Origin of the sequence: Streptomyces sp. NBC_01723, from assembly GCF_036246005.1 — a bacterium.
Lineage (GTDB): Bacteria > Actinomycetota > Actinomycetes > Streptomycetales > Streptomycetaceae > Streptomyces.
In genome coordinates this window covers 4,735,937-4,748,889 of record NZ_CP109171.1, presented here as the reverse complement: position 1 = coordinate 4,748,889, position 12,953 = coordinate 4,735,937, and the positions used below count along the sequence as shown (strand labels likewise).

Annotated in this window: 12 protein-coding genes; all 12 read right to left on the bottom strand. The window is 69.7% G+C overall.

All coding sequences use genetic code 11. From position 1 onward, the window contains the following. Position 1: 1 nt before the first annotated feature. Genes nuoL through OIE75_RS22005 form a run of 12 tightly spaced genes read right to left on the bottom strand, consistent with a single transcriptional unit; the run spans position 2 to position 12,854 of the window. Positions 2–1,966 carry an NADH-quinone oxidoreductase subunit L gene (gene nuoL / locus OIE75_RS22060; protein WP_329471917.1) on the bottom strand — a complete coding sequence of 655 codons (1,965 nt, stop codon included), beginning with the start codon at positions 1,964–1,966 and terminating at the stop codon, positions 2–4. Positions 1,967–1,980: 14 nt separating this feature from the next. Beyond that, the gene (gene nuoK / locus OIE75_RS22055) at positions 1,981–2,280 is read right to left on the bottom strand and encodes an NADH-quinone oxidoreductase subunit NuoK (RefSeq protein ID WP_329471916.1); all 300 of its coding nucleotides are present in this window, start codon (positions 2,278–2,280) and stop codon (positions 1,981–1,983) included. Beyond that, a complete protein-coding gene (locus OIE75_RS22050) occupies positions 2,277–3,134 on the bottom strand; it encodes an NADH-quinone oxidoreductase subunit J (RefSeq protein ID WP_307014452.1) in 858 nt (285 codons plus the stop codon). The genes nuoK and OIE75_RS22050 overlap by 4 nt, the downstream gene beginning before the upstream one ends. Then, positions 3,131–3,772 (bottom strand): NADH-quinone oxidoreductase subunit NuoI, encoded by a 642-nt coding sequence (gene nuoI, locus OIE75_RS22045; RefSeq protein ID WP_307014451.1) that lies wholly within the window; start codon positions 3,770–3,772, stop codon positions 3,131–3,133. The genes OIE75_RS22050 and nuoI overlap by 4 nt, the downstream gene beginning before the upstream one ends. Next, positions 3,765–5,141, bottom strand: a complete 1,377-nt coding sequence (gene nuoH, locus OIE75_RS22040; protein ID WP_329471915.1) for an NADH-quinone oxidoreductase subunit NuoH — start codon at positions 5,139–5,141, stop codon at positions 3,765–3,767. Before nuoH ends, nuoI begins: the two co-directional genes overlap by 8 nt. Then, positions 5,138–7,642: an NADH-quinone oxidoreductase subunit G gene (locus tag OIE75_RS22035; RefSeq protein ID WP_329471914.1), complete on the bottom strand. Its 2,505-nt coding sequence runs from the start codon at positions 7,640–7,642 to the stop codon at positions 5,138–5,140. Before OIE75_RS22035 ends, nuoH begins: the two co-directional genes overlap by 4 nt. Further along, entirely contained in the window at positions 7,639–8,991 is a 1,353-nt protein-coding gene (gene nuoF, locus OIE75_RS22030) for an NADH-quinone oxidoreductase subunit NuoF (protein WP_206328600.1), read from the bottom strand. The genes OIE75_RS22035 and nuoF overlap by 4 nt, the downstream gene beginning before the upstream one ends. Further along, positions 8,988–9,860, bottom strand: a complete 873-nt coding sequence (nuoE, locus tag OIE75_RS22025; RefSeq protein ID WP_329471913.1) for an NADH-quinone oxidoreductase subunit NuoE — start codon at positions 9,858–9,860, stop codon at positions 8,988–8,990. The genes nuoF and nuoE overlap by 4 nt, the downstream gene beginning before the upstream one ends. Then, on the bottom strand, positions 9,857–11,179 hold the full coding sequence (locus OIE75_RS22020) for an NADH-quinone oxidoreductase subunit D (RefSeq protein ID WP_307014444.1): 1,323 nt from the start codon (positions 11,177–11,179) through the stop codon (positions 9,857–9,859). The genes nuoE and OIE75_RS22020 overlap by 4 nt, the downstream gene beginning before the upstream one ends. Further along, positions 11,176–11,931: an NADH-quinone oxidoreductase subunit C gene (locus tag OIE75_RS22015; protein ID WP_329471912.1), complete on the bottom strand. Its 756-nt coding sequence runs from the start codon at positions 11,929–11,931 to the stop codon at positions 11,176–11,178. Before OIE75_RS22015 ends, OIE75_RS22020 begins: the two co-directional genes overlap by 4 nt. Continuing rightward, positions 11,928–12,482 carry a NuoB/complex I 20 kDa subunit family protein gene (locus OIE75_RS22010; RefSeq protein WP_018528252.1) on the bottom strand — a complete coding sequence of 185 codons (555 nt, stop codon included), beginning with the start codon at positions 12,480–12,482 and terminating at the stop codon, positions 11,928–11,930. Before OIE75_RS22010 ends, OIE75_RS22015 begins: the two co-directional genes overlap by 4 nt. A gap of 12 nt (positions 12,483–12,494) precedes the next feature. Continuing rightward, a complete protein-coding gene (locus tag OIE75_RS22005; RefSeq protein WP_003974383.1) occupies positions 12,495–12,854 on the bottom strand; it encodes an NADH-quinone oxidoreductase subunit A in 360 nt (119 codons plus the stop codon). Positions 12,855–12,953 lie beyond the last annotated feature (99 nt).

The following is a 12,953-nucleotide window of genomic DNA, read 5'->3' as shown; positions in this document are numbered from 1 at the left end:
ATCAGACCGCCCTCATCAGCAGGGTCGCGGCGACGAGGACCGCCGCACCGCCGAACATCGAGACCGCGTAACTGCGCGCGAACCCGTTCTGCAGCTTGCGCATCCGCCCGGACAGGCCGCCGACCGAGGCCGCCGTGCCGTTGACGACCCCGTCGACCAGGGTGTGGTCGACGTACACCAGGGAGCGCGTGAGGTGCTCGCCGCCGCGGACCAGGACGACGTGGTTGAAGTCGTCCTGGAGCAGGTCGCGCCGGGCGGCCCGGGTGAGCAGCGACCCGCGCGGGGCGACGGCCGGGACGGGACGGCGCCCGTACTGCGCCCAGGCGACCGCGACACCGATCACCATCACGGCGACCGTGGAGACGGTGACCGTCAGGGCGCTGATCGGCGCGTGTCCGTGGTCGTGCCCGGTGATGGGCTCCAGCCAGTGCACGAACCGGTCACCGATGCTGAAGAACGCGCCGCCGAACACCGAGCCGACGGCCAGCACGATCATCGGGATCGTCATGAGCTTCGGCGACTCGTGCGGGTGCGGAGGCGTGTACTCGCCGCGGGTCTCGGCCGCCGGCTCCACGTCGGAGGCGGCGGGCGACGGCGTCGGCGCCTTGCGCCAGCGCTCCTCGCCGAAGAACGTCATCAGCATCACGCGCGTCATGTAGTACGCCGTGATGGCCGCGCCGAGCAGGGCGACGCCGCCGAGGATCCAGCCCTCGGTGCCGCCCTTGGCGAACGCCGACTCGATGATCTTGTCCTTGGAGAAGAAGCCGGACAGTCCCGGGAAGCCGATGATCGCCAGATAGCCGAGGCCGAAGGTGACGAAGGTGACCGGCATGTACTTGCGCAGTCCGCCGTAGCGGCGCATGTCGACCTCGTCGTTCATGCCGTGCATGACGGAACCCGCGCCGAGGAACAGCCCGGCCTTGAAGAAGCCGTGCGTCACCAGGTGCATGATCGCGAAGACGTAGCCGATGGGGCCGAGTCCGGCGGCCAGCACCATGTAGCCGATCTGCGACATGGTCGAACCGGCCAGCGCCTTCTTGATGTCGTCCTTGGCACAACCGACGATCGCACCGAAGAGCAGCGTGACCGCGCCCACGATGGCGACCACCAGCTGGGCGTCGGGCGCGCCGTTGAAGATCGCGCCGGAGCGGACGATCAGGTAGACGCCCGCGGTCACCATGGTCGCGGCGTGGATGAGGGCCGAGACCGGGGTCGGGCCCTCCATCGCGTCCCCGAGCCAGGACTGGAGCGGTACCTGGGCGGACTTGCCGCAGGCGGCGAGCAGCAGCATCAGGGCGATCGCGGTGAGCTTGCCCTCGCCGGCCGAGCCCGCGAGCCCGGCCTCCCCCTCGCCGCCGAGCACCGGCCCGAAGGCGAAGGTGCCGAACCACAGGAACATCAGCATGATCGCGATGGACAGGCCCATGTCGCCGACGCGGTTGACCAGGAAGGCCTTCTTCGCGGCGGTGGCGGCACTGGGCTTGTGCTGCCAGAAGCCGATCAGCAGGTAGGAGGCGAGTCCGACGCCCTCCCAGCCGACGTACAGCAGCAGGTAGTTGTCGGCGAGGACGAGCAGCAGCATCGCCGCGAGGAACAGGTTGAGGTAGCCGAAGAAGCGGCGGCGGCGCTCGTCGTGCTCCATGTAGGAGACGGAGTACAGGTGGATCAGTGAGCCGACGCCGGTGATCAGCAGGACGAACGTCATCGACAGCTGGTCGAGCCGGAAGGCGACGTCGGCCTGGAAGCCCTCCACCGGGATCCAGCTGAACAGGTGCTGTGTCAGGGTGCGGTCCTCGGCGCCGCTGCCGAGCATGTCGGCGAAGAGGACGACGCCGATCACGAAGGACGCGGCCGCCAGCAGCGTGCCGATCCAGTGGCCGACGGCGTCGAGCCGGCGTCCGCCGCACAGCAGAACCGCAGCTCCGAGCAAGGGCGCCGCGACAAGCAGCGCAATCAAATTCTCCACGATTCAGCGACCCCTCACAGCTTCATCAGGCTGGCGCCGTCGACCGAGGCCGAGTGGCGGGAACGGAACAGGGACACGATGATCGCGAGCCCGACGACGACCTCCGCGGCGGCGACGACCATCGTGAAGAAGGCGATGATCTGGCCGTCGAGGTTGCCGTGCATGCGGGAGAAGGCGACGAACGCGAGGTTGCAGGCGTTGAGCATCAGCTCGATGCACATGAAGACCACGATCGCGTTGCGCCGGATCAGGACGCCGGTGGCGCCGATCGTGAACAACAGGGCCGCGAGGTACAGGTAGTTGACGGGGTTCACTTCGACGCCTCCTCGGACCGCTTGGAGTTGTCCGGCCCGGCCGCGCCACGCTCCAGGCGCTCCTCGGCCCGTTGCTCCAGGGCCTTCAGGTCGCCCAGCGCCTGGGTCGACACGTCGCGGATCTGGCCCCGCTCGCGCAGCGTCTTGCTGACGGTCAGCTCGGACGGGGTGCCGTCGGGCAGGAGGCCCGCGATGTCGACCGCGTTGTGCCGGGCGTACACGCCGGGTGCCGGGAGCGGTGGCAGGTGCTTGCCCTCGCGGACGCGGCGCTCGGCCAGCTCGCGCTGGGTCGCCGCGCGTTCGGTGCGCTCGCGGTGGGTGAGCACCATGGCGCCGACGGCGGCCGTGATGAGCAGTGCGCCGGTGATCTCGAAGGCGAAGACGTACTTGGTGAAGATGAGGGACGCGATGCCCTCCACGTTTCCGTTCGCGTTCGCCTGGGCGAGGCCGGTGGTCTCCTGCAGCGAGGCGTTGCCGATGCCGGCGATCAGCAGGATGCCGAAGCCGAGCCCGGACACCAGGGCCAGCCAGCGCTGGCCCTTGATGGTCTCCTTCAGGGAGTCCGCCGCGGTGACGCCGACGAGCATCACCACGAACAGGAACAGCATCATGACCGCGCCGGTGTAGACGACGATCTGCACGATGCCGAGGAAGTAGGCGCCGTTGGCGAGGTAGAACACCGCCAGGACGATCATGGTTCCGGCGAGGCAGAGCGCGCTGTGCACGGCCTTCCGCATGAAGACGGTGCACAGGGCGCCGATCACCGCGACCGTGCCGAGGATCCAGAACTGGACGGCCTCTCCGGTGGAGGTGCCGGCGGAGAGGGTCGCCGCGGCGGCGAGCTGCGCGCTCATCGGCGGATCACCTTCTCCGACGCCGGTTCGGTCCCGCCGAAGGTCGAGTCGCCCTCCTGGACGACCTCGCCCTCGGAGTGCGCGACCTGCTGCTCGGTGCCTGGGGCCGCCTCGGTCACCAGGCCCCGGTAGTAGTCCTGCTCGTCCGTGCCCGGGTAGATGGCGTGGGGCGAGTCGACCATGCCCTCCTCCAGGCCGGCCAGCAGCTGGTCCTTGGTGAAGATGAGGTTGGCGCGGCTGGAGTCGGCCAGTTCGAACTCGTTGGTCATCGTCAGCGCGCGCGTGGGGCACGCCTCGATGCACAGGCCGCACAGGATGCAGCGGGCGTAGTTGATCTGGTAGACGCGGCCGTACCGCTCGCCCGGCGAGTAGCGCTCCTCGTCGGTGTTGTCCGCGCCCTCCACGTAGATGGCGTCCGCGGGGCAGGCCCAGGCGCACAGTTCGCACCCGACGCACTTCTCCAGGCCGTCCGGATGGCGGTTGAGCTGGTGCCGTCCGTGGAAGCGCGGAGCGGTGGTCTTCTGCTGCTCCGGGTACTGCTCGGTCAGCCGCTTCTTGAACATGGCCTTGAAGGTCACGCCGAAGCCGGCCACGGGGTTCTGGAAACCGGGGTTGGTCTCCTTGGGTTCCTCAGCCATCGGACGCCTCCTTTCCATCCGTAGATCCGCCCGCAGGTCCGTCACTCTGAGTATCGGGCCCGCCACTGACAATCAGCTCCCGCTCTCGGCGCGGGCGGCGTCGTGGCACCGGCGGCAACTCCTGTCCGGGCATCGGCGGTACGGGGAATCCGCCGGCCATCGGGTCGAAGGCGGCGGGCTCCTCGGCGGGCTCCTCGGCCCGCTTGCCCTTGTCGCGGAAGATGTCCACGGCGAAGGACAACAGCAGCAGGGCCAGGACGCCGCCGCCGACGTAGAGGGCGATGTCGGTGAAGTCGTAGTTCTCGTTGCGCAGGGCCCGCACGGTCGCGACCAGCATGAGCCAGACCAGGGAGACCGGGATGAGGACCTTCCAGCCGAGCTTCATCAACTGGTCGTAGCGGACGCGCGGGAGCGTGCCGCGCAGCCAGATGAAGAAGAACAGCAGCAACTGGACCTTGACGACGAACCAGAGCAGCGGCCACCAGCCGTGGTTGGCGCCCTCCCAGAAGGTGCTGACCGGCCACGGGGCCCGCCAGCCGCCCAGGAACAGCGTGGTGGCGACCGCCGAGACGGTCACCATGTTCACGTACTCGGCGAGCATGAACATCGCGAACTTGATCGACGAGTACTCGGTGTTGAAGCCGCCCACCAGGTCGCCCTCGGACTCCGGCATGTCGAAGGGGGCGCGGTTGGTCTCGCCGATCATCGTGACGACGTAGAGGATGAAGGAGACCGGCAGCAGCACGATGTACCAGCGGTCGCCCTGCTGCGCGACGATCTCCGACGTGGACATCGAGCCGGAGTAGAGGAAGACCGAGGCGAACGCGGCGCCCATCGCGATCTCGTAGGAGATCATCTGCGCGCAGGACCGCAGCCCGCCGAGGAGCGGGTACGTCGATCCCGAGCTCCAGCCCGCCAGCACGATGCCGTAGATGCCGACCGAGGCGACCGCCAGGATGAACAGCATGGCGATCGGCAGGTCGGTGAGCTGCATCGCGGTGCGGTGGCCGAAGATCGAGACCTCGTTGCCGGCCGGGCCGAAGGGGATCACGGCGATCGCCATGAAGGCCGGGATGGCCGCGACGATCGGCGCGAGGACGTACACCGCCTTGTCGGCGCGCTTGACGATCAGGTCTTCCTTGAGCATCAGCTTGATGCCGTCGGCGAGCGACTGGAGCATGCCCCAGGGGCCGTGCCGGTTCGGTCCGATGCGCAGCTGCATCCAGGCGACGACCTTGCGCTCCCACACGATGGAGAACAGCACGGTCACCATCAGGAAGGCGAAGCAGAACACCGCCTTGATGACGACCAGCCACCAGGGGTCGGTGCCGAACATCGAGAGGTCTTCAGCGGCGAGGTACGGGCTCATGCCTCCACCTCCTTGGGGGCCTCGCCGGCGGACGTCGCCGGACCGATGCGGACGAGGGACCCGGGCAGCACCCCGGCGTCGGAGGCGACGCCCGTGCCGGCCGAGTTCAGCGGGAGCCAGACCACCCGGTCGGGCATCTCGGTGACCTGGAGCGGGAGGGCGACGGCCCCGGCGGGTCCGGTCACGGCCAGCAGGTCGCCGTCCTTGACGCCGGCCTCCGCGGCCGTGGCGGCCGACACGCGCGCGTGTGCGGCGTGCCGGGTGCCGGCCAGCGCCTCGTCGCCCACCTGGAGCAGGCCCTGGTCGAGCAGCAGCCGGTGCCCGGCCAGGACGGCCTCACCGGCGGCCGGTCGCGGCAGCGCGCTCGCGGTCTGCAGCGGCTCGCCGGCCCGCGGCCCGTCCCAGGCGCCGAGCCGGTCGATCTCCGCGCGTGTGGTGCGCAGATCCGGCAGGCCGAGGTGGACGTCCATGGCGTCGGCCAGCATCTGCAGGACGCGGCCGTCGCTGGGCGCGAGGCGGCGGGTCATCTGGTCGGGCTTGAGCGCGGCCTCGAAGAAGCGCACCCGGCCCTCCCAGTTGAGGAAGGTGCCCGGCTTCTCGGCGACCGCGGCGACGGGCAGGACCACGTCGGCGCGTTCGGTGACCTCACTGGGCCGCAGCTCCAGCGACACCACGAAACCGGCCTCGTCGAGCGCCGCACGCGCGCGTGCCGGGTCGGGCAGGTCGGCGACCTCCACGCCCGCCACCAGCAGCGCCTGGAGTTCGCCCCGGGCCGCGGCCTCGACGATCTCGCCGGTGTCCCGGCCGAAGCGGTGCGGGAGGTCGGCCAGGCCCCAGACCGCGGCGACCTCCTCACGCGCGCGCGGGTCGGTCGCCGGGCGGCCGCCGGGCAGCAGCGACGGCAGCGCACCCGCCTCGATCGCGCCGCGCTCCCCGGCCCGGCGCGGGATCCACACCAGCCGGGCGCCGGTCGCGGCGGCGGTCCGTACGGCGGAGGTCAGACCCCCGGCCACGGAGGCCAGCCGTTCGCCGACGACGATCACGGAGCCCTCGGCGCGCAGCGCCTCGGCCGCCTGGCTGCCGCCGTCCTCCAGTCCGACGCCGCTCGCAAGGGCGTCCAGCCACTCGGTCTCGGTGCCGGGAGCGGCGGGCAGCAGCGTGCCACCGGCCTTCTCCAGGCCCCGGGTGGCGTGCGTGGCCAGCGAGAAGACCTTCTGCCCGTGCCCCCGCCAGGCCTTGCGCAGCCGCAGGAAGACGCCGGGCGCCTCCTCCTCGGCCTCGAACCCGACCAGCAGGACGGCGGGCGCCTTCTCCAGCGAGGTGTAGGTGACGCCCGTACCGTCCAGGTCGCGACCGCGTCCGGCGATCCGGGCGGCCAGGAAGTCGGTCTCCTCGGCGCTGTGCACGCGCGCGCGGAAGTCGATGTCGTTGGTGTCGAGCGCCACGCGCGCGAACTTGCTGTACGTGTACGCGTCCTCGACGGTGAGCCGGCCACCGGTCAGCACACCGGTGCGGCCCCTGGAGGCGAGCAGTCCCTGCGCGGCGATCTGCAGGGCCTCCGGCCACGAGGCCGGCTCCAGGTCGCCCTCCGCGTTGCGCACCAGGGGCGTGGTCAGCCGGTCCCGCTGCTGCGCGTACCGGAACCCGAAGCGCCCCTTGTCGCAGATCCACTCCTCGTTGACCTCGGGCTCGTTGGCCGCGAGGCGCCGCATGACCTTGCCGCGCCGGTGGTCGGTGCGGGTCGCGCAGCCGCCGGAGCAGTGCTCGCAGACCGACGGCGAGGAGATCAGGTCGAAGGGGCGGGAGCGGAACCGGTAGGCCGCCGAGGTGAGCGCGCCGACCGGGCAGATCTGGATGGTGTTGCCGGAGAAGTACGACTCGAAGGGGTCGCCCTCGCCGGTACCGACCTGCTGGAGCGCGCCCCGCTCGATCAGCTCGATCATCGGGTCGCCGGCGATCTGGTTGGAGAACCGGGTGCAGCGGGCGCAGAGCACGCAGCGCTCCCGGTCGAGCAGCACCTGCGTGGAGATGGGCACGGGCTTCTCGTACGTCCGCTTCTTGCCCTCGAAGCGGGACTCGGACTGGCCGTGCGACATCGCCTGGTTCTGCAGCGGGCACTCGCCGCCCTTGTCGCAGACCGGGCAGTCCAGCGGGTGGTTGATGAGCAGCAGCTCCATCACCCCGTGCTGGGCCTTCTCGGCGACGGGCGAGGTGAGCTGCGTCTTGACCACCATGCCGTCGGTGCAGGTGATGGTGCAGGACGCCATGGGCTTGCGCTGGCCCTCGACCTCGACGATGCACTGCCGGCAGGCGCCGGCCGGGTCGAGGAGGGGGTGGTCGCAGAAGCGCGGGATCTCGATGCCGAGCTGTTCGGCGGCCCGGATGACCAGGGTGCCCTTGGGCACGCTGATCTCGGCGCCGTCGATCGTGAGCGACACGAGGTCCTCGGGCGGGACCGCAGCCTCTCCTCCGCCGGAGGGAGCGCTGGTGGTCACAGTCATGCGTTCACCTCCGTACGGTGGTCGGCCCAGGCCGTCGACTTGGCCGGGTCGAAGGGGCAGCCGCGGCCCGTGATGTGCTGCTCGTACTCCTCGCGGAAGTACTTGAGCGAGGAGAAGATCGGCGAGGCGGCGCCGTCGCCGAGGGCGCAGAACGACTTGCCGTTGATGTTGTCGGCGATGTCGTTCAGCTTGTCGAGGTCGGACATCACGCCCTTGCCGGCCTCGATGTCGCGCAGCAACTGCACGAGCCAGTACGTGCCCTCACGGCAGGGGGTGCACTTGCCGCAGGACTCGTGGGCGTAGAACTCGGTCCAGCGGGTGACGGCGCGCACGACGCAGGTCGTCTCGTCGAAGCACTGGAGCGCCTTGGTGCCGAGCATGGAACCCGCGGCGCCCACTCCCTCGTAGTCGAGGGGGACGTCGAGGTGCTCGTCGGTGAACATCGGCGTCGAGGAGCCGCCCGGTGTCCAGAACTTCAGCCGGTGGCCGGGCCGCATGCCGCCGCTCATGTCGAGGAGCTGGCGCAGCGTGATGCCGAGCGGGGCCTCGTACTGGCCGGGGCCCGCCACGTGGCCGCTGAGCGAGTACAGCGTGAAGCCCGGGGACTTCTCGCTGCCCATCGACCTGAACCACTCCTTGCCCTTGTTGAGGATCGCGGGAACGGAAGCGATCGACTCGACGTTGTTCACCACAGTCGGGCACGCGTAGAGGCCCGCGACGGCGGGGAAGGGGGGACGGAGCCGCGGTTGACCCCGGCGGCCTTCGAGCGAGTCGAGCAGTGCGGTCTCCTCACCGCAGATGTACGCGCCCGCGCCCGCGTGCACGGTGATGTCGAGGTCGAGTCCGCTGCCCAGGATGTTCTCGCCGAGGAAGCCGGCCGCGTAGGCCTCGCGCACGGCCTCGTGCAACCGCCGCAGTACGGGGACGACTTCACCACGCAGGTAGATGAAGGCGTGCGACGACCTGATGGCGTAGCACGCGATGATCATGCCCTCGATGAGGCTGTGCGGGTTCGCGAAGAGGAGCGGGATGTCCTTGCAGGTCCCCGGCTCCGATTCGTCGGCGTTGACAACAAGATAGTGAGGCTTGCCGTCACCCTGGGGGATGAACTGCCACTTCATCCCCGTCGGGAAACCGGCGCCGCCGCGTCCACGCAGGCCGGACTCCTTGACGTACGCGATCAGGTCGTCCGGTGCCATCGCCAGGGCCTTGCGGAGCCCCTCGTACCCTTCGTGCCTCCGGTAGACGTCCAGAGTCCAGGACTCGTCCTCGTCCCAGAAGGCCGACAGCACGGGTGCGAGCAGCTTCTCCGGGCTGCTGCCCTTGATCTCGGCTGCCACGGTCATCACTCCCCCTCCTCGGCGGTAGGCCCTGCCGGGTTGGCCGGGTCGGACGCCGCGGTGTCCTGCGGCGCGTCGTGCGAGCTGAGGTGTTCCGTCGGTGACGGCTCGTGCACGTCCCGGTCCGGCGCGGCGTCGTGCGGCCCGCCGTCCCGCGGGTGCACCACGCGCGCGGCGGACGTCTCGCCCTTGGCCAGCTTCAGGCCGGCCAGGGAGGCGGGGCCCGCGCTGCCGCCGGCCGCGACGGCGCCGTCCCGCTCGTCGGGGAAGCCCGCCAGGATCCGGGCGGTCTCCTTGAAGGTGCACAGCGGCGCGCCGCGCGTGGGCGTCACCTGCCGCCCCGCGCGCAGGTCGTCGACGAGGGCACGGGCGCTCGCCGGGGTCTGGTCGTCGAAGAACTCCCAGTTGACCATCACGACCGGTGCGAAGTCGCAAGCCGCGTTGCACTCGATGTGCTCCAGGGTGACCTTGCCGTCCTCGGTGGTCTCGCCGTTGCCGACGCCCAGGTGTTCCTGGAGGGACTCGAAGATGGCGTCGCCGCCCATGACCGCGCACAGCGTGTTGGTGCAGACGCCGACCTGGTAGTCGCCGTTCGGCCGGCGCCGGTACATGGAGTAGAAGGTGGCGACCGCGGTGACCTCGGCGGTGGTGAGGCCCAGCACGTCCGCGCAGAACCGCATCCCGGTGCGCGTGACGTACCCCTCCTCCGCCTGCACGAGGTGCAGCAGCGGCAGGAGGGCGGACCGGGAGTCCGGGTAGCGGGCGACGATCTCGCGCGCGTCGGTCTCCAGCCGGGACCGGACGTCGTCCGGGTAGGCGGGCGCGGGCAGTTCCGGCATGCCCAGGCTGACGCCCCGCTCCGAAGAAGAGGTGGTCACCGGTCGACGCCTCCCATCACGGGGTCGAGGGACGCCACGGCGACGATGACGTCGGCGACCTGGCCGCCCTCGCACATCGCCGCCATGGCCTGAAGGTTGGTGAAGGACGGGTCGCGGAAGTGGACCCGGAAGGGGCGGGTGCCGCCGTCGGAGACGACGTGCACCCCGAGCTCGCCCTTGGGCGACTCGACCGCCGCGTAGGTCTGGCCCGGCGGCACGCGGAAGCCCTCGGTGACCAGCTTGAAGTGGTGGATCAGGGCCTCCATGGAGGTGCCCATGATCTTCTTGATGTGGTCGAGGGAGTTACCCAGTCCGTCCGGTCCCAGGGCGAGCTGGGCCGGCCAGGCGATCTTCTTGTCGCCGACCATGACGGGGCCGGGCTGGAGCCGGTCCAGGCACTGCTCGACGATCCGGAGCGACTGGCGCATCTCCTCCAGCCGGATCAGGAAGCGCCCGTAGGCGTCGCAGGTGTCGGCGGTCGGCACGTCGAAGTCGTACGTCTCGTAGCCGCAGTAGGGCTGGGTCTTGCGCAGGTCGTGCGGCAGGCCGGTGGACCTGAGGACCGGGCCGGTGGCGCCGAGGGCCATGCAGCCGGCCAGGTCGAGGTAGCCGACGTCCTGCATGCGGCCCTTGAAGATGGGGTTCCCGGTGGCGAGCTTGTCGTACTCCGGGAGGTTCTTCTTCATCTTCTTCACGAACTCGCGGATGTGGTCCACCGCGCCGGGCGGCAGGTCCTGGGCGAGTCCGCCCGGTCGGATGTACGCGTGGTTCATCCGGAGGCCGGTGATCAGCTCGTAGATGTCGAGAATCAGTTCACGATCACGGAAGCCGTAGATCATGATCGTGGTGGCGCCGAGTTCCATGCCGCCGGTGGCGATGCACACCAGGTGTGAGGAGAGCCGGTTCAGCTCCATCAGGAGGACCCGGATGATCGTGGCCCGGTCGGGGATCTGGTCCTCGATGCCGAGGAGCTTCTCGACGCCGAGGCAGTACGCCGTCTCGTTGAAGAACGACGTCAGGTAGTCCATGCGCGTCACGAACGTGGTGCCCTGCGTCCAGGTCCGGTACTCGAGGTTCTTCTCGATGCCGGTGTGCAGGTAGCCGATGCCGCAGCGGGCCTCGGTGACCGTCTCGCCGTCGATCTCCAGGATGAGCCGGAGCACTCCGTGGGTGGACGGGTGCTGGGGGCCCATGTTGACGATGATGCGCTCGTCGTCGGTGCGGGCCGCGGTCTCGACGACCTCGTCCCAGTCACCGCCGGTGACCGTGTAGACGGTGCCCTCTGTGGTCTCCCTGGGGGAGGCGTGTGAAGTGCTCACGAGTACGACCTCCGCTGGTCCGGAGCCGGGATCTGGGCGCCCTTGTACTCGACGGGGATGCCGCCGAGGGGATAGTCCTTGCGCTGCGGAAAGCCCTGCCAGTCGTCCGGCATCATGATCCGCGTCAGGGCCGGGTGATCGTCGAAGACGATGCCGAAGAAGTCGTAGGTCTCCCGCTCGTGCCAGTCGTTCGTCGGGTAGACGGAGACCAGTGACGGAATGTGCGGGTCGGCGTCGGGGGCGCTGACTTCGAGGCGGATCAGCCGGTTGTGGGTGATCGAGCGCAGGTGGTAGACGGCGTGCAGCTCGCGGCCCTTGTCGTGCGGGTAGTGCACGCCGCTGACGCCGGTGCACAGCTCGAAGCGCAGGGCCGGGTCGTCGCGCAGGGTGCGGGCGACGCGGACCAGGTGCTCGCGCTCGATGTGGAAGGTCAGCTCGTCGCGGTCGACGACCGTCTTCCCGATGGCGTTGTCGGGCAGGAGTCCCTGCTCCTCCAGCGCGCCCTCGAGTTCGTCGGCGACCTCGTCGAACCAGCCGCCGTAGGGCCTGCTCGCCGGTCCGGGGAGGCGGACGGAGCGGACCAGGCCGCCGTAGCCGGAGGTGTCGCCGCCGTTGTTGGCGCCGAACATGCCGCGCTGGACGCGGATCTCCTCGCCGCCCTGGCCGCGCTGGCCCGGCAGGTTCTCCGCGGAGAGGTCCTTCTCGGGGTTCACCCCGTTCGCGTCACCCGGGGTGTTGTTGGCGTCGCTCACCGCAGCAGCCCCTTCATCTCGATCGTGGGCAGGGCCTTGAGCGCCGCTTCCTCCGCCTCGCGGGCCGCTTCCTCCGCGTTGACCCCGAGCTTGGAGCTCTGGATCTTCTGGTGGAGCTTGAGGATGGCGTCCATCAGCATCTCGGGCCGCGGGGGGCAGCCGGGGAGATAGATGTCGACCGGGACGATGTGGTCGACGCCCTGGACGATGGCGTAGTTGTTGAACATGCCGCCCGAGGAGGCGCAGACCCCCATGGAGATCACCCATTTCGGGTTCGGCATCTGGTCGTAGACCTGCCGCAGCACCGGCGCCATCTTCTGGCTGACCCGGCCCGCGACGATCATCAGGTCCGCCTGCCGCGGCGAGCCGCGGAAGACCTCCATGCCGAAGCGCGCCAGGTCGTAGCGGCCGGCGCCGGTGGTCATCATCTCGATGGCACAGCAGGCGAGGCCGAACGTGGCGGGGAAGACGGACGACTTGCGCACCCAGCCCGCGGCCTGCTCGACGGTGGTCAGCAGGAAACCGCTCGGCAGTTTTTCTTCGAGTCCCATGTCAAAGGCCCCTCAGTCCCATTCCAGGCCGCCGCGCCGCCATACGTACGCGTACGCGACGAAGACGGTGAGCACGAAGAGCAGCATCTCCACGAGCCCGAAAATCCCCAGGGCGTCGAAGGTGACGGCCCAGGGGTAGAGGAAGACGATCTCGATATCGAAGATGATGAAGAGCATCGCCGTCAGGTAGTACTTGATGGGGAAGCGCCCGCCGCCGGCCGGCGTGGGGGTCGGCTCGATGCCGCACTCGTAGGCCTCGAGCTTCGCCCGGTTGTACCGCTTCGGACCGATCAGCGTGGCCATGACCACGGAGAAGATCGCAAAGCCTGCCCCGAGGGCTCCCAGTACGAGGATGGGCGCATACGCGTTCACCGCTCCTCGCTCCTCTCAGTCGGCACTGACTGCTGGCGGTTGCACTGGACTCACAGCCGCCCCAACAGCCCCACGAGCCCCGCTCGTCCCGGCGAAGAT

Bases quoted from the DNA above. Each gene is read 5' to 3' on its own strand.
- OIE75_RS22050 (WP_307014452.1), bottom strand. From the start codon at position 3,134: ATGAGCGCGCAGCTCGCCGCCGCGGCGACCCTCTCCGCCGGCACCTCC.
- nuoI (WP_307014451.1), bottom strand. From the start codon at position 3,772: ATGGCTGAGGAACCCAAGGAGACCAACCCCGGTTTCCAGAACCCCGTG.
- nuoH (WP_329471915.1), bottom strand. From the start codon at position 5,141: ATGAGCCCGTACCTCGCCGCTGAAGACCTCTCGATGTTCGGCACCGAC.
- OIE75_RS22035 (WP_329471914.1), bottom strand. From the start codon at position 7,642: ATGACTGTGACCACCAGCGCTCCCTCCGGCGGAGGAGAGGCTGCGGTC.
- OIE75_RS22010 (WP_018528252.1), bottom strand. From the start codon at position 12,482: ATGGGACTCGAAGAAAAACTGCCGAGCGGTTTCCTGCTGACCACCGTC.